This window comes from Ensifer sp. (assembly GCF_035999135.1).
Taxonomy (GTDB): Bacteria; Pseudomonadota; Alphaproteobacteria; order Rhizobiales; family Rhizobiaceae; genus Ensifer.
Map to the genome: position 1 here is coordinate 1 of NZ_DASYGZ010000203.1, position 14,852 is coordinate 14,852.

The following is a 14,852-nucleotide window of genomic DNA, read 5'->3' on the forward strand; positions in this document are numbered from 1 at the left end:
CATGATGTCGGCTTCCTTCATGATGAGAAGGTCTTCGCCGTTGATCTTGACTTCGGTGCCCGACCACTTGCCGAACAGAACGCGGTCGCCAGCCTTGACGTCGAGAGCAACGACCTTGCCGCTTTCGTCACGGGCGCCCGAACCGACGGCGACGATTTCGCCTTCCTGCGGCTTTTCCTTGGCGGTGTCCGGAATGATGATCCCGCCCTTGGTCTTCTCTTCAGACTCGACGCGGCGAACGACGACGCGGTCGTGCAGCGGGCGGAAGTTGGTGCTTGCCATTAGTCTAATCCCTCGATCAAATGACACTACGGATCGCAGATCGACCCGATGGATGGGTGTTAGCACTCTCTTTTGTCGAGTGCTAGCGATGCCGAGATAAGCCTGGGTATGGAGTGAGTCAAGGATCGCGCCTAGATTTTTTAGCCGTGGGCCCTGGGTGCGTTCTGCCTGGACATCGGGAGCCTAGTGGCATTCTTGGCGAAATATGGGCGATCGTGCCTGCAAACGGCAGGGGCAGAAGATTTTTGGTTGATAACCGCCATCGGGACTGTCGACGACGGACAGCGCGAAGTCCGCATTCTCCGCTGGGCCCGCTCGACCACTGCATGTTTCCTTTATCGTAGCCGGGTAAAGGACAAAAACATGCAGCAATTCCAAGCTCTACAGCGACCTTTGCGCGTCTAATAAGACGCGCGGCGCTGTAGGTGAAGTCACCGGATTCCTTGGGAGGGCATGCCTTTTTCGGGCGGCGAGGCTTGTAATCTCCTGCCGTCCTTGCCATGCAAGCCGGAAACCGTGTTTGCAGGAAGCCAGGATGGCCGCAAGGATCAACAGTTTTCGGGAAATCGCCGCGCGCTACGATATCGTGCTGTGCGATGTCTGGGGCGTTCTTCACAACGGCGTGCAGGCCTTTGCCTCCGCCTGCGAGGCGTTGGCCGAGGCGCGTGCCGCGGGCCTGACCGTCGTGCTGATCACCAATTCGCCGCGGCCGAACCCCATGGTCAAGGTTCAGATCCGGGGACTGGGCGTTCCCGACGAAGCCTATGACCGGATCGTCACCTCGGGCGATGTCACCCGCGCCCTGATCGCAGCCGCCGACAAGAAGATCTATTTCATCGGCGCCGAGCGCGACCTGCCGCTTCTCGAAGGGCTCGGAACCCAGATCGTTTCGTCCGAGGACGCGCAGACGGTCGTCTGTGCCGGTTTCTACGACGACGAGACCGAAACGCCGGAACACTACCGGGCGACCCTGACCGGCCTTGCCAAGCGCAAGATCCCGTTCATCTGCGCCAATCCCGATCTGGTCGTCGAGCGTGGCCACCGGCTCATCCCCTGCGCCGGCGCCATCGCCAAGCTCTACGAGGAGCTGGGCGGCGAGGCGCGTATTGCCGGCAAGCCCTATATCGCCATCTATCGCGCAGCGCTCGGTGAGGCCAAGGCCGTACGCGGTGCCGTCGACCTTTCGCGTATCATCGCCGTCGGCGACGGCATGCCGACGGACGTGAAGGGCGCCCAGGACGCCGGCCTTGACCTGCTCTATATCAGCGCCGGCATCCATGCCCAGGAATACATGAACGAAAGCCGCACCGACGAGGCGAAGCTTGCTGCGTTCCTGAAGAAGGAGAGCGCCTCGCCGAAGTACTGGATGCCGCGGCTCGCCTGACGGGACAACGACGGACATGACGGTTTTTCATCGCAACGAGACCCGCGATCCGCTGCCGCAGCATTTGCGCGGCGGTGTCGTCGCCATCGGCAATTTCGATGGCGTGCATCGCGGTCACCAGTCGGTGCTGAACCGGGCGCTCGAAGAGGCGGGAGCCCGCGGCGTGCCCGCGCTTGTGCTCACCTTCGAACCGCATCCGCGAACGGTGTTTCGTCCGGACACGCCGGTCTTCCGCCTGACGCCGGCGCCGCTGAAGGCGCGGATCCTTGAAGGCATGGGCTTCGGCGCGGTCATCGAGTATCCGTTCGACCGTACCTTCTCGCAGCTTTCCGCGAGCGATTTCATCCACCGCATCCTGCTCGAATGGTTGCATGCCTCGCATGTGGTCACCGGTTTCGACTTTCATTTCGGCAAGGGCCGCGAGGGCGGTCCCGCCTTCCTGATGGCGGCTGGCGGCGACAACGGCTTCGGCGTGACGCTTGTCGATGCCTATCGCGACGAGAATGCGTCGGTGATTTCGTCAAGCTATGTTCGCGCGCTGCTCGGCGAGGGCGACGTCTCGCAGGCGGCCGGCATGCTTGGCTACCGCTATGTCGTCGAGGCCGAAGTCATCGGCGGCAAGAAGCTCGGGCGTGAACTCGGCTTTCCGACCGCCAACATGCGGCTTGCACCGGAGGTCGAGCTCAGGCCGGGCATTTATGCGGTCCGCTTCCGCCGCGCCGACGGCTCTCTTCATGACGGCGTTGCAAGCTTCGGGCGCCGGCCGACGGTCGACAGCGACGGCGAGCCGTTGCTTGAAACCTACGTTTTCGACTTTTCCGGTGACCTCTATGGCGAGGTCTGCGCGGTTTCCTTCTTCGGGCATCTGCGCGACGAGTTGAAATTCGACGGCCTCGATCCGCTGGTGGCGCAGATCCGGCAGGACGAAGCCGAGGCGAGGGCACTGCTCTCCGGCGTCACCCCGCTTGGCGACATCGACCGCAAACTCAACTTCGCCTGACAAAAGAATTCCGCCTTCGCCGAGCCGCGGACCTTTTCAAAAGGCCGAAAACGCCTTAAACAACCGGCCACCATGACCCGGCACCGTCGATTGATCATCGATCAGCGAATTATTGGCCCGGCCTTCCGCGCGCATTAGTCTGCCGGAAGGTCCGGGATTTCGGCGTTTCCGACGCCCCAGTCATCTCTCGATACCGAGCCTATCTCGTATGCGCGACCCTTCGCGCGAAGAAGCGATTGCAAAGACCATGACCGACACCGCTGAAAAGATCGACTATTCCTCCACCCTCTACCTGCCGCAGACGGAGTTCCCGATGCGCGCCGGCCTGCCGCAGAAGGAGCCGGAAACGGTGGCCCGCTGGCAGAAGATGGGTCTCTACAAGCAGCTGCGCGTGTCTGCCGCCGGCCGCGACAAGTTCGTGCTGCACGACGGCCCTCCCTATGCCAACGGCAACATCCACATCGGCCACGCGCTGAACAAGATCCTCAAGGACGTCATCAATCGTTCGTTCCAGATGCGCGGCTTCGACGCCAACTACGTTCCGGGCTGGGACTGCCACGGCCTGCCGATCGAATGGAAGATCGAGGAAAAATACCGCGAGAAGGGCCAGAACAAGGACGAGGTCCCGGTCAACGAATTCCGCAGGGAATGCCGTGACTTTGCCGCCGGCTGGATCCAGGTCCAGGCCGAGGAGTTCAAGCGCTTGGGCATCGAGGGCGACTTCGACAATCCCTACACGACGATGAACTTCCACGCCGAAGCTCGCATCGCCGGCGAATTGATGAAGATCGCCAAGCTCGGCCAGCTCTATCGCGGTTCGAAGCCGGTCATGTGGTCGGTCGTCGAGCGCACGGCGCTTGCCGAAGCCGAAGTCGAATATGCCGATATCGAAAGCGATATGATCTGGGTGAAGTTCCCGGTCGCCGAAGGTCCGGAAAACCTTGCCGGCGCATTCGTCGTGATCTGGACGACCACGCCCTGGACCATCCCGGGCAACCGCGCCATCGCTTTCTCCTCGCGCTACGCCTACGGGCTCTACGAAGTCGCGACCGCCGAAAACGACTTCGGTCCGCAGCCTGGCGAGAAGCTGATCTTCGCCAAGCGCCTGGCAGACGAGTCCGCCGCCAAGGCCAAGCTCACCTTCAATTTCGTTCGCGATCTCGAGGCCGATGAACTGTCGTCCGTCACCTGCGCCCATCCGCTGCATGGTCTCGGCGGCGGCTACGCCTTCAAGGTGCCGCTGCTCGACGGCGACCATGTGACCGACGATGCCGGCACCGGCTTCGTGCACACGGCGCCCAGCCACGGTCGCGAAGACTTTGACGCCTGGATGGACAATGCCCGCGCGCTCGAAGCCCGCGGCATCTCCTCTGCGATCCCGTTCACGGTCGACGACGCCGGCTACTTCACCGCCGATGCGCATGGCTTCGGCCCCGATGCCGAAGGTGGCGCCGGTCGCGTCATCGACGACAAGGGCAAGAAGGGCGACGCCAACGAGCGTGTCATCAAGGCGCTGATCGGCCGTCATGCGCTCTTTGCCCGTGGCCGCCTGAAGCACTCCTATCCGCATTCCTGGCGCTCGAAGAAGCCGGTGATCTTCCGCAACACGCCGCAATGGTTCGTCTACATGGACAAGGCCTTCGGCGACGGTACCACGCTGCGTTCGCGCGCGCTGTCTGCCATCGACGACACCCGCTTCGTGCCCGGTGCCGGCCAGAACCGCCTGCGCGCCATGATCGAGGGACGCCCGGACTGGGTTCTCTCGCGTCAGCGCGCCTGGGGTGTCCCGATCGCGATCTTTGCCGACGACCAGGGCGAGATCCTGATCGACGAGGCCGTCAATGCCCGCATCCTCGACGCATTCGAACTGGAAGGCGCCGATGCCTGGTTCGCCGAAGGCGCCAAGGACCGCTTCCTCGGCAACGACCACGACCATGCCAAGTGGCATCAGGTCATGGACATTCTCGACGTCTGGTTCGACTCGGGTTCGACCCACACCTTCACGCTCGAAGACCGCCCGGACCTGAAGTGGCCGGCCGACGTCTATCTCGAAGGTTCGGACCAGCATCGCGGCTGGTTCCATTCCTCGCTGCTCGAGGCTTGTGCCACGCGCGGCCGCGCGCCTTACAACGCCGTTGTCACCCATGGCTTCACCATGGATGAGAAGGGCGAGAAGATGTCGAAGTCGAAGGGCAACACCGTCACCCCGCAGGAGGTGATGAAGGACGCCGGCGCCGACATCCTGCGCCTCTGGGTGATGACGACCGACTACTGGGAAGACCAGCGCCTCGGCAAGACGATCATCCAGACCAACATCGACGCCTATCGCAAGCTGCGCAACACCATCCGCTGGATGCTCGGCACGCTCGCCCACGACAAGGGCGAGGAGATCGCCTATGCCGAGATGCCGGAACTCGAAAAGCTGATGCTGCATCGCCTGGCCGAACTCGACCAGGTCGTGCGCGAAGGCTACGATGCGTTCGACTTCAAGAAGATCGCCCGCGCGCTGATCGATTTTTCGAACGTCGAGCTGTCGGCATTCTACTTCGACATCCGCAAGGACGCGCTCTACTGCGACGCACCGTCGAGCCTGCGCCGCCGTTCGGCCCTTGCGGTCATCCGCAAGCTCTTCGACTGCCTCGTCCTGTGGCTGGCGCCGATGGTGCCCTTCACCACGGAAGAAGCCTGGCTGTCGCGCAAGCCCGACGCGGTTTCGGTGCATCTCGAACAGTTCCCGGCGATCCCGGCGGAGTGGAAGAACGATGCGCTCGAAGCCAAGTGGGACAAGATCCGAACCGTTCGCACCGTCGTTACCGGCGCGCTCGAGATCGAGCGCAAGGACAAGCGCATCGGTTCGTCGCTGGAAGCAGCACCGGTCGTCCATGTGGCCGATCCGGAGCTCCTGAAGGCGCTGGAAGGCCAGGATTTCGCCGAGATCTGCATCACGTCGGCCATCAAGGTCGAGGCGACCGAAGGCCCAGCGGATGCATTCCGCCTGGCCGAAGTCGCCAAGGTGAGCGTCGTGCCGCAGCTCGCCGAAGGCCAGAAGTGCGCGCGCTCCTGGCGGATCACGACCGATGTCGGTTCTGACGCGCTCTATCCCGAGGTGTCGGCGCGCGACGCGGCCGCGCTGCGCGAGCTTGGTTTCAAGGCTTAACGCATTGTTACCGGATGAATTGCACTCGTTGCGTTCATCCGGTAAAACCTGCCCGAAATTTGGCGGATTTCTCCGCCATGGGCGCTTGAGTGGCCGCGCTGACCGGTGGCCGGCTGGAAGGAATCTCATGGAAATGACGCGAGAGTTGCGAGTGTTTGCCAGCGTTGCCGCTATCTTGACGAGCGGACTGGTGCTGTCGGGCTGCATCGGTGGACCGACCTATGGCACGGACAAGACGGCCGGCGAGCAGCTCATGGACGACCTCGGCAGCGTCGCCAGCTTCGGTCCGCCGAAGCGGGATCCGGTCAAGTACCAGCCGCGTCCTGGTCTCGTGCTGCCGCCGTCCGCCCAGCAGGCGTCGCTCGTCGAGCCGCAGAAGTCGCTCGCCAGCCGCGAGGGCAACCCGGAATGGGTCGAGTCTCCGGAAGAGGTCCGCAACCGTCTGCGTGAAGAGGCCGACGCCAACAAGAACAATCCGAACTACGTCTCCCCCCTTGCCAAGGCCAGCGCCAACGGTCGCCGCCTTTCGGCAAAGGAGCAGCAGGAGGCTTACCGCGAGGCCCGCAAGGTCGAGCAGGGCGCCTATTCCGACAAGCGCCGCTTCCTCAGCGATCCGCCGCTCGACTACCGCCGCCTGCCCGAGGGCGCGGAGACCGAGCTCGGCGAGCCGGAGAAGGACAAGGAGCGCCGCCGCAAGAAGGAAGCGCAGATCAAGAACTCCGGCACCAAGTGGTACTGGCCCTTCTAGGATCGCTTCGCAGTTTCACTGAAACGAACGGATCCATTTCCTCTATCGCCGCAAATCCTGGCAGGAGCCCGATCTTCGCTTCTCCAGGATTTGCCTTAAGCAGCGCCTGAGCCATGACCATCAGCATCCGCGACGCCCGCCAGGAAGATGCAGAGACCATTCTGCGCTTCATCACCGAACTTGCAGTTTACGAAAAGGAGCCCGACGCCGTCGAGGCGACGGTCGAGATGCTCCAGGATTCGCTCTTCGGCCCGGGCGCCATTACCCGTGCGGTGATCTGCGAGAAGGATGGCAAGCCGGCGGGCTTTGCCATGTGGTTCTACAACTACTCGACCTGGCAGGCGCGCAAGGGGCTCTATCTCGAGGATCTTTACGTCACGCCGGATTGCCGGGGCTCGGGTGCCGGCAAGATGCTTCTGAAACACCTGGCACGGATTGCCGTCGAAGAAGGCTGCGGCCGCTTCGAGTGGAGCGTTCTCGACTGGAACGAGCCGGCGATCCGGGTCTATGAGGCGGTTGGTGCGGAACCGATGTCGGAATGGACCCGCTACCGTCTGTCGGGCGCCGCACTCGCAAACTTCGCGGCCGACTGAAGCGGCGGCCGGACGCAGGATCTGCCCTTTCAGCGCTTGCTGGCGAAGAAATCCCTCAGGATCTCGGCAGATTCCCGCTCCGCCAGACCGGAATAGACGTCGGGAGCGTGATGGCAGGTGGGCGAGCCGAAGAAGCGCACGCCGCTGTCGACCGCACCGCCTTTCGGATCATCCGCGCCGTAGTAAAGGCGGCGGATGCGCGCAAAGGAGATCGCCGCGGCGCACATCGTGCACGGCTCGAGCGTCACGTAGAGGTCGGCACCGGTCAACCGCTCGTCGTTGAGGGCTGCCGAGGCTTCACGGATCGCGACGATTTCGGCATGGGCCGTCACGTCGTTGAGCTCGCGGGTCCGATTGCCGGCGCTGGCGATGATCCGGCCGTCGAAGACCACAACGGCCCCAATCGGCACTTCGCCGCGCTCGGCCGCCTTTTTGGCCTCTTCAAGGGCCGCATCCATGAAGCGTGTCGTCTCAGCCATCGCTCAAACAATAATTTCTCTTAACCCACAGGCCGCGACCTGATAGGACAGCCGCAAAAGGCAGGCAACACAAATGACATCCAAAGACAAGCCCACGCGGCCTGGCGGCAAGTCCGCTGGCCGGGACAAGAAACCGCATTTCGCCGACAAGAAGGGTGCCGCGCCGAAAAAGGCTGCGGGAGCCAAGGCTTTTGGCCCGAAGGATTCGGGCGGCAAGAGCTTCGGCTCAAAGCCATCGGAGCCCAGGACCGGCGCGTCGCGCCCGGCCCGGGAGCGCCCGGTCGCGGCCGCGGCCGCGGCTGACGAGCCACAGCGCATTTCCAAGATCCTGGCGCGCGCCGGCGTCGCATCGCGCCGCGATGTCGAGCGGATGATCATGGAAGGACGCATCAAGCTCAACGGCGTGATCCTCGATACGCCCGTCGTCAACGCCACGCTTGCCGATGCGATCGAGGTGGACGGCCAGCCGATCCGCGGCATCGAGCGCACGCGCCTCTGGCTCTACCACAAGCCGGCCGGCCTGGTGACCACCAATGCCGATCCCGAGGGACGGCCGACGGTGTTCGAGAACCTGCCGGACGAACTGCCGCGCGTTCTGTCGATCGGTCGCCTCGACATCAACACCGAGGGCCTGCTGCTTCTGACCAATGACGGCGGCCTTGCCCGCGTGCTGGAACTGCCGTCGACCGGCTGGCTGCGCCGCTACCGCGTGCGCGCCCACGGCGACATCGACCAGGCAGCGCTCGACAGGCTGAAGGACGGCATCGCCGTCGACGGCGTGCTCTACGGCGCGATCGAAGCAACGCTCGACCGGGTCCAGGGGTCCAACGTCTGGATCACCATGGGGCTTCGCGAAGGCAAGAACCGCGAAATCAAGAACGTGCTCGGCGCGCTCGGCCTCGACGTCAACCGTCTCATTCGCATTTCCTACGGCCCGTTCCAGCTCGGCGAGCTGCCGGAAGGCCATGTCCAGGAAATTCGCGGACGCACGCTGCGTGACCAGTTGGGCCCGCGCCTGATCGAGGACGCCAAGGCGAATTTCGACGCGCCGCTTTACAACGACCAGGCGGCCACGACCTCCCGGGATGTTCCCGAGGACGACGAACCCGAGCAGCGCAGGAACACCCGCTGGGAAAAGCCGGAGGACAAGCGCGAGCGTGCCCTTTCTCGTCTCGACACCCGTCGTGACGATCGCCGCGACGGTGGTGGCCGTGGCAAGGACGGCGCCCGCGGCAAGGGCGGTCCGCGCGACGACCGCGATGGTAGCTTCGAGGACCGGCCGAAGCGTGCGCCGGCGCAGCGCGCCCGCACCGCCAACGTCTGGATGGCGCCGGGCGCCCGCCCGCTCGCCGAAAAGAAGCCCAAATCCGCCGACGGTGACACCGCAGAGAAGCCCGCCCGTCGCGAGCGCCCGGATGGCGCGCCGAAGTCCAAGCGCTACGGCCGCACCAAGGACGGTTTTGCGACGAAGACTTCCGGCAAGTTCGATCCCGACCGCAAGGGCGGCTCGAACAGAGACTTCGATCGTCCGGCGTCATCCGCGCCGGTCAAGCGTCGCGACGAAGAGGGCGAATGGATCAGCGCCAGCGAACCTGCACGTCGCGGCAAGGACGAAGGCCGCGATGGCGGTTTCGGCCGGCGCAAGTCGGGCGACGCGGGTGACCGCAGGTCGCGCGACCATGGTGACCGTCCGGCGCGCCGTGATGGCGGCGATCGTCCGGCCCGGTCCGAAGGCGGACCACGCGCCTATTCCGACAAGCCGCGCTATCCGCGCGCCGACGGAGATCGTCCTCAGCGCCGCGAGGATGGCGACCGCCCACGCGGCGATCGGCCAGCCCGTTCCGAAGGCGGCGACCGCCGGTTCGACAAGCCGCGCACTCCGCGCGCCGACGGTGATCGTCCGCCGCGCCGCGAGGGCGGTGAGCGTTCGTTCGGCGACCGTCCGGCCCGCAGCGACGGTGGGGATCGCCGGTTCGACAAGCCGCGGGCTCCGCGCGCCGACGGTGACCGTCCGCCGCGTCGCGAAGGCGGCGACCGTCCATTTGGCGACAAGCCTCGCGGAAAGTCGTTCGGTGGCAAGCCCTCGGGTGGAAAATCCTTCGGCGAGCGCTCAGGCGGCCCCCGTGGCGGCAAGCCTGGCGGCGGCAAGCCCGGTGGTGGACGTCCCGGCGGCGCTGGTCGCCCCAGTGGTGGCGGCCGTCCGGCTGGCGGCGGCAAGCCGCGCGGCAGAGGAAACTAACGGGCCGTGCGGATCGTCGGTGGAGAGTTTCGGGGTCGCAGCCTGGCGACCCCCAAGTCCAACGATATCCGGCCGACCACGGACCGGACGCGCGAAAGCCTGTTCAACATTCTGAGCCACTCCTATCCGGACGCGCTCGACGGTACCCGGGTGCTCGACCTTTTCGCGGGCACCGGCGCCGTCGGCTTCGAGGCGCTGTCGCGCGGATGCCGGCAGGCGCTGTTTGTCGAGCAGGGCGTCGAAGGCAGGGGGCTGATCCAGACCAACATCGAGACGCTCGGCCTGCAGGGCCGGGCCAAGGTCTTCCGGCGCGACGCCACCAGTCTTGGCGGCGTCGGCACGATGGAGCCGTTTCATCTTGTCTTCGCCGACCCGCCCTATGCCAAGGGGCTGGGCGAGAAGGCGCTGGATTCGGCGGCCATCGGCAACTGGCTCGTGTCGGACGCCCTGGTGGTCCTCGAGGAGCGCGCGGACGTCCAGCCGGCACCGACGGCGGTGTTTGAGCGCCTCGACGTCAGGGTCTTCGGCGACACCCGCATGCATTTCTATCGCTTCCGCGGCGCCTGACGCCATATTTCTGGTGTGCTTGCGCGGGTAGGCTGCGTGAGGATCGTCGTTTTCCGTAACCGCCGCGCGGAGGCATGCCGATGAAGCAGGATCTTTCGATGACGGATCGACCGGAGGGGGCGTCGAGCCAGCCGACCGTCGCCTTGGCACTCGGTGGCGGCGGCGCGCGAGGGCTCGCCCATATTCACGTGATCGAGACGTTGGACGAACTCGGCATTCGCCCGGTGGTGATTGCCGGCTCCTCGATCGGCGCGATCATGGGCGCCGGCATGGCGGCAGGCCTCACGGGCCAGGAGATCCGCGAGCACACCCTTTCGACCGTCGGCCATCGACGTCAGGTTCTGAACCGCCTGTGGCAACTGCGGCCGGCGAGCCTCTCCGAAGCGATGGCAAGCGGGTTTCGCTTCGGGCAATTCAATGTCGAGCGCGTGCTCAAGGCCTTCCTGCCGGCGGCCATCCCGCCGAAATTCTCAGATCTCGACATCCCGTTGAAGGTGATCGCCACCGACTACTACGCCCAGACCGAGCATGTCTGCGAAAAAGGCGACCTGTGGAAGGCGCTGGCCGCGTCCGCAGCGCTGCCGGCGATCTTCACGCCGGTCCGGATCGACGGCCGGGTGATGATCGACGGCGGTCTCTACAATCCCATTCCTTTCGACCATCTGCGCGGTCTCGCCGATATCGTCATCGGTGTCGATGTTGTTGGCGGCCCGGACGGCGACGGCAAAACGATCCCGAGCCGCATCGACGCCCTGTTTGGCGCAAGCCAGTTGATGATGCAGTCGATCATAGCGATGAAGCTCAAGGAGGGGGCTCCAGACATCCTGCTGCGCCCGGATGTCGGGCGTTATCGGGTGATGGATTTCCTGCGTGCCCAGGAGGTGCTGAAAGGTACCGCCGCCATCAAGGACGAATTGAAGCGCGCGCTTGTCGAGCGTATGACGGCGCTGCAGCGCACCAACTGACCGCTCGCGGTAATCCGGCCGGGGAGGGCGCCATAAGGCCGAGGGGCCTCAGGCGCTTTCCCTTTCTTCGGCGGGCAGGCCCGGCAGGATCTTCTCGCCGGTTTCGGCGGAGTGATCGACCTCGCGCTTGGGCTTGACCAGCGGCTCGGGTCTGACCGGCCGCGAATGCAGCATGTCGCGGCCGGCGGTGATGCCTTCGGCCTCCTGCAGCACCAGCCGCGCCTCGTCGCGCTTGCGGATATCGTCCATGATTGCGATCGCCTCGTCGTCGCCGACGCCGAGCGCTTCGAGCGTCTTGCGGCCGAAGAGCAGGCCCGACTCGAAGGTCTCGCGCAGTTCGTAGTCCACGCCCTTGGCGCGCAGCTCCAGCGTATGCAGCCGGTCGTAGGAGCGGGCGTAGATGCGCGCGTTCGGATACTCGGACTGCACGAGATCGATGATGTGGTCGGTCGTTTCCTTCTTCTGGGTGCAGACGGCGACGATCTTCGCCCGTTCGATGCCGGCGGCGCGCAACACGTCGAGCCGGTTGCCGTCACCGAAATAGATGCGGAAGCCGAAGGTCGCGGCCTGGCGCACGCGGGCGGCCGAATGGTCGATGATCGTCACGTCACGGCCGCCGGCGAGCAGGATCTGCGCGGCGATCTGGCCGAAGCGGGAAAAGCCGATCATCAGCACGTCGGCGTTGGCGCCTTCGAAGTCTTCCTCGATCTCCTCGTCCATCTCGTCCTGTTCGTGCATCAGTTTCGGCGCGAGCATGGAGGCGAGCGGCGTCAAGGCCATCGACAGCGTGACGACGGCGACCAGCAGCGAGGCGTCGCCGTCCGAAAAGACGCCGGCGGTTGCCGCAGCCGTGAACAGCACGAAGCCGAACTCGCCGCCCTGCGGCAGGAGCAGGCTGATGCGCACGGCGTCGTTGTGGTGCGATCCGGTCAGCCGGCATAGCCAGTAGAGCACAAGGCTCTTCAGGGCCATCAGGAGCGGAACGGCGATGATGATCAGCTGGTAGCGCTCGACGATGACATCGAGCTCCAGCGACAGGCCGACCGCCATGAAAAACAGCGCCTGCAGGATGCCTCGGAATGGCTCGATATCCGCCTCCAGCTCGTGGCGGTAGGAAGATTCCGCCAGCAGCACGCCGGCGAGGAATGCACCCATGGCCATCGAGAGGCCGGCGAGTTGCATCATGGTCGCCGCCCCCATGACGATGAGCAGTGCCGCCGCGATCATGACGTCCCGCGCGCCGGTGCGGGCAATCACCTGGAACAGCGGATTGACGAGGTAGCGGCCGGCGGCAAAGAGCACGACGATCGCGGTGGTGGCGATCGCGAAGTCTTCGAGCGGCGGGGTCGTGTCCTCGGGCGCCTGCAACGCCATCAGCGGGATCAGCGCCAGCAGCGGCACGATGGCGAGATCCTGAAGCAGCAGGATCGAAAAGGCCCTCTGCCCGTAGCGCGTGTTGCGATCGTTGTTCTCGTCGAGGATCTGCATGGCAAAGGCTGTCGACGACAGCGACAGGCCGAAGCCTGCGATGATGCTGCCGCCATGCCCGAGCAGCCCCAGCGCATAGATGGCGTAGGAAAGCAGGATGCCTGAGATCAGCACCTGCGCCGTGCCGAGGCCAAAGATGTCGCGGCGCATCTGCCACAGGCGCGACGGCTTGAGTTCGAGCCCGATGATGAACAGCAGGAACACGACGCCGAGCTCCGAGACGTGCAGGATCTGCTCGCCCTCGGTGATGCTTTGCGCGACCGGGCCGATCAATATGCCGGCAGAGAGGTAGCCGAGGATCGTCCCGAGGCCGAGCCGCTTGAAGATCGGGGCGGCAATGACAGCACCGCCGAGCAGCATCAGGGCCTGGGAATAGATGATCGGTGTCGTTGCCATGCCTTAAGGCTTTCACTATCGCGGACCCGGCCCCCTGCAAGGGCTTTCAAGAGCGCTTCATTTGCGGTGTTTGAGCGGGAATCGGACCGACGCCCTTGATGCCTGCTTCGCCGCACAATAAATGGGGCAGGAACGAAAGGCCACACCATGTCAGACACGATCGATTCTGCCGCCCTCGAAAAACGCGCCTCCGAACTCGTGGATCTCGCCCGCAAGGCCGGCGCCGATGCGGCCGATGCCGTGGTGGTGCGCGGGCGTTCGCGCTCCGTCTCCGTCCGCCTCGGCAAGGTGGAAGCGACGGAAGCCTCCGAGAGCGACGATTTCTCACTCCGGGTCTTCGTCGGCCGGCGCGTCGCCAGCGTCTCCGCCAATCCGGGTTTTGACCTGAAGCTGCTGGCCGAGCGTGCGGTGGCCATGGCGAAGGCGTCGCCGGAGGATCCATTTGCCTCGCTTGCGGATGCCGGCCAGTTGGCGAAATCTTATCCGGATCTCGACCTCTTCGATCCGACCGAAGTGTCGACCGAGGCACTGACCAAGGCAGCGCTTGCAGCGGAAGAGGCGGCCCTTGCCGTCTCCGGCGTCACCAATTCCAGCGGAGGCGGCGCCTCGGCCGGCATGGGCGGCCTGGTGCTCGTCACCTCGCACGGCTTCTACGGCGCTTACATGGCCACGCGCTTCGGGCGCTCGGTCAGCGCCATCGCTGGCGAAGGCACGAAGATGGAGCGCGACTACGATTACGACAGCCGCCTCTACGCCGCCGACCTGCGTTCCGCCGACGAGATCGGCCGCCTTGCCGGCGAACGGGCCGTGGCGCGCCTCAACCCGCGCCAGGTGCCGACCGCCAGGAACGTCACCGTCGTCTTCGATCCGCGCATGGCGCGCGGCTTCGTCGGGCATCTGGCGGGCGCCATCAATGGCGCCTCGGTTGCCCGCAAAACCAGCTTCCTTCGCGACATGATGGGCAAGCAGATCCTGAAGTCGGGCCTTTCGGTGACGGACGATCCGCTGATCGTGCGCGGCTCGTCCTCGCGTCCCTTCGACGGTGAAGGTGTCAGCGGCGAAAAGCTCGTCATGGTCGAGGACGGCGTGCTCAAGCATTGGTTCCTGTCGACGTCTGCCGCGGCCGAGCTCGGGCTCCAGACCAACGGCCGCGGCGTGCGCGGCGGTCCGACGGTCAATCCGGCCTCGACCAATCTGGCGCTGGAACCCGGCACGATCTCGCGCGAAGATCTGATCCGCAGCGTCGGCACCGGTTTCTACGTGACCGAACTGATCGGCCAGGGCGTCAACATGGTGACCGGTGAATATAGCCGCGGCGCCTCCGGTTTCTGGATCGAGAACGGCGAGATGACCTTCGCCGTGTCCGAGGTGACGATTGCGTCCAATCTCAAGGACATGTTCATGGCACTGACGCCGGCCGACGACATCGACCGCAAGTTCGGCGTCGCCGCGCCGACCCTTGCCATCGAAGGCATGACGCTGGCTGGCATCTAAGCAACGAAACGAAGCGTGCGGTTTTGCGCAGGCGCCTGCTCCCGTTATCTGTACCGGGAG

12 protein-coding genes are annotated in these 14,852 nt (G+C 65.0%); 9 read left to right on the plus strand and 3 right to left on the minus strand.

Going from position 1 to position 14,852, the window contains the following annotated elements:
* Nucleotides 1-282 (minus strand): co-chaperone GroES (groES, locus tag VGO12_RS26640; protein ID WP_327499114.1); only part of this gene is annotated, 282 nt, incomplete at its 3' end.
* A gap of 535 nt (nt 283-817) precedes the next feature.
* Here groES and VGO12_RS26645 point away from each other — a divergent pair.
* The 5 genes from VGO12_RS26645 (at nt 818) to VGO12_RS26665 (ending at nt 7,164) form a co-directional block, all read left to right on the plus strand.
* Nucleotides 818-1,666: a TIGR01459 family HAD-type hydrolase gene (locus VGO12_RS26645; protein ID WP_327515731.1), complete on the plus strand. Its 849-nt coding sequence runs from the start codon at nt 818-820 to the stop codon at nt 1,664-1,666.
* 16 nt (nt 1,667-1,682) lie between these two features.
* The gene (locus VGO12_RS26650) at nt 1,683-2,666 is read left to right on the plus strand and encodes a bifunctional riboflavin kinase/FAD synthetase (protein WP_327515732.1); all 984 of its coding nucleotides are present in this window, start codon (nt 1,683-1,685) and stop codon (nt 2,664-2,666) included.
* Between the two features lie 247 nt (nt 2,667-2,913).
* Complete coding sequence (ileS, locus tag VGO12_RS26655; protein WP_327515733.1) at nt 2,914-5,823, plus strand: isoleucine--tRNA ligase; 2,910 nt, start codon at nt 2,914-2,916, stop codon at nt 5,821-5,823.
* 127 nt (nt 5,824-5,950) lie between these two features.
* A complete protein-coding gene (locus VGO12_RS26660) occupies nt 5,951-6,571 on the plus strand; it encodes a hypothetical protein (protein ID WP_327515734.1) in 621 nt (206 codons plus the stop codon).
* 113 nt (nt 6,572-6,684) lie between these two features.
* Nucleotides 6,685-7,164, plus strand: a complete 480-nt coding sequence (locus VGO12_RS26665) for a GNAT family N-acetyltransferase (protein WP_327515735.1) — start codon at nt 6,685-6,687, stop codon at nt 7,162-7,164.
* Between the two features lie 29 nt (nt 7,165-7,193).
* On the opposite strand, the gene VGO12_RS26670 is transcribed toward VGO12_RS26665, so the two are convergent.
* Entirely contained in the window at nt 7,194-7,643 is a 450-nt protein-coding gene (locus VGO12_RS26670; protein ID WP_327515736.1) for a nucleoside deaminase, read from the minus strand.
* A gap of 73 nt (nt 7,644-7,716) precedes the next feature.
* On the opposite strand from VGO12_RS26670, the gene VGO12_RS26675 reads away from it, so the two are divergent.
* From VGO12_RS26675 to VGO12_RS26685, 3 genes are all read left to right on the plus strand, one after another.
* Entirely contained in the window at nt 7,717-9,882 is a 2,166-nt protein-coding gene (locus VGO12_RS26675) for a pseudouridine synthase (RefSeq protein ID WP_327515737.1), read from the plus strand.
* A gap of 6 nt (nt 9,883-9,888) precedes the next feature.
* Nucleotides 9,889-10,449, plus strand: a complete 561-nt coding sequence (rsmD, locus tag VGO12_RS26680; RefSeq protein ID WP_327515738.1) for a 16S rRNA (guanine(966)-N(2))-methyltransferase RsmD — start codon at nt 9,889-9,891, stop codon at nt 10,447-10,449.
* A gap of 80 nt (nt 10,450-10,529) precedes the next feature.
* Nucleotides 10,530-11,414, plus strand: coding sequence for a patatin-like phospholipase family protein (locus VGO12_RS26685; RefSeq protein ID WP_327515739.1), 885 nt, complete (start codon nt 10,530-10,532; stop codon nt 11,412-11,414).
* 48 nt (nt 11,415-11,462) lie between these two features.
* Here VGO12_RS26685 and VGO12_RS26690 read toward each other — a convergent pair whose 3' ends face one another.
* On the minus strand, nt 11,463-13,298 hold the full coding sequence (locus VGO12_RS26690) for a monovalent cation:proton antiporter-2 (CPA2) family protein (protein WP_327515740.1): 1,836 nt from the start codon (nt 13,296-13,298) through the stop codon (nt 11,463-11,465).
* 147 nt (nt 13,299-13,445) lie between these two features.
* Here VGO12_RS26690 and VGO12_RS26695 point away from each other — a divergent pair, with 147 nt between their 5' ends.
* Nucleotides 13,446-14,792 (plus strand): TldD/PmbA family protein, encoded by a 1,347-nt coding sequence (locus VGO12_RS26695; protein WP_327515741.1) that lies wholly within the window; start codon nt 13,446-13,448, stop codon nt 14,790-14,792.
* Nucleotides 14,793-14,852 lie beyond the last annotated feature (60 nt).

What these genes read in the sequence shown, in the direction of transcription:
- VGO12_RS26645 (WP_327515731.1), top strand. Translation starts at nt 818, where the DNA reads ATGGCCGCAAGGATCAACAGTTTTCGGGAAATCGCCGCGCGCTACGAT.
- VGO12_RS26650 (WP_327515732.1), top strand. Translation starts at nt 1,683, where the DNA reads ATGACGGTTTTTCATCGCAACGAGACCCGCGATCCGCTGCCGCAGCAT.
- ileS (WP_327515733.1), top strand. Translation starts at nt 2,914, where the DNA reads ATGACCGACACCGCTGAAAAGATCGACTATTCCTCCACCCTCTACCTG.
- VGO12_RS26660 (WP_327515734.1), top strand. Translation starts at nt 5,951, where the DNA reads ATGGAAATGACGCGAGAGTTGCGAGTGTTTGCCAGCGTTGCCGCTATC.
- VGO12_RS26665 (WP_327515735.1), top strand. Translation starts at nt 6,685, where the DNA reads ATGACCATCAGCATCCGCGACGCCCGCCAGGAAGATGCAGAGACCATT.
- VGO12_RS26670 (WP_327515736.1), bottom strand. Translation starts at nt 7,643, where the DNA reads ATGGCTGAGACGACACGCTTCATGGATGCGGCCCTTGAAGAGGCCAAA.
- VGO12_RS26675 (WP_327515737.1), top strand. Translation starts at nt 7,717, where the DNA reads ATGACATCCAAAGACAAGCCCACGCGGCCTGGCGGCAAGTCCGCTGGC.
- VGO12_RS26685 (WP_327515739.1), top strand. Translation starts at nt 10,530, where the DNA reads ATGAAGCAGGATCTTTCGATGACGGATCGACCGGAGGGGGCGTCGAGC.
- VGO12_RS26690 (WP_327515740.1), bottom strand. Translation starts at nt 13,298, where the DNA reads ATGGCAACGACACCGATCATCTATTCCCAGGCCCTGATGCTGCTCGGC.
- VGO12_RS26695 (WP_327515741.1), top strand. Translation starts at nt 13,446, where the DNA reads ATGTCAGACACGATCGATTCTGCCGCCCTCGAAAAACGCGCCTCCGAA.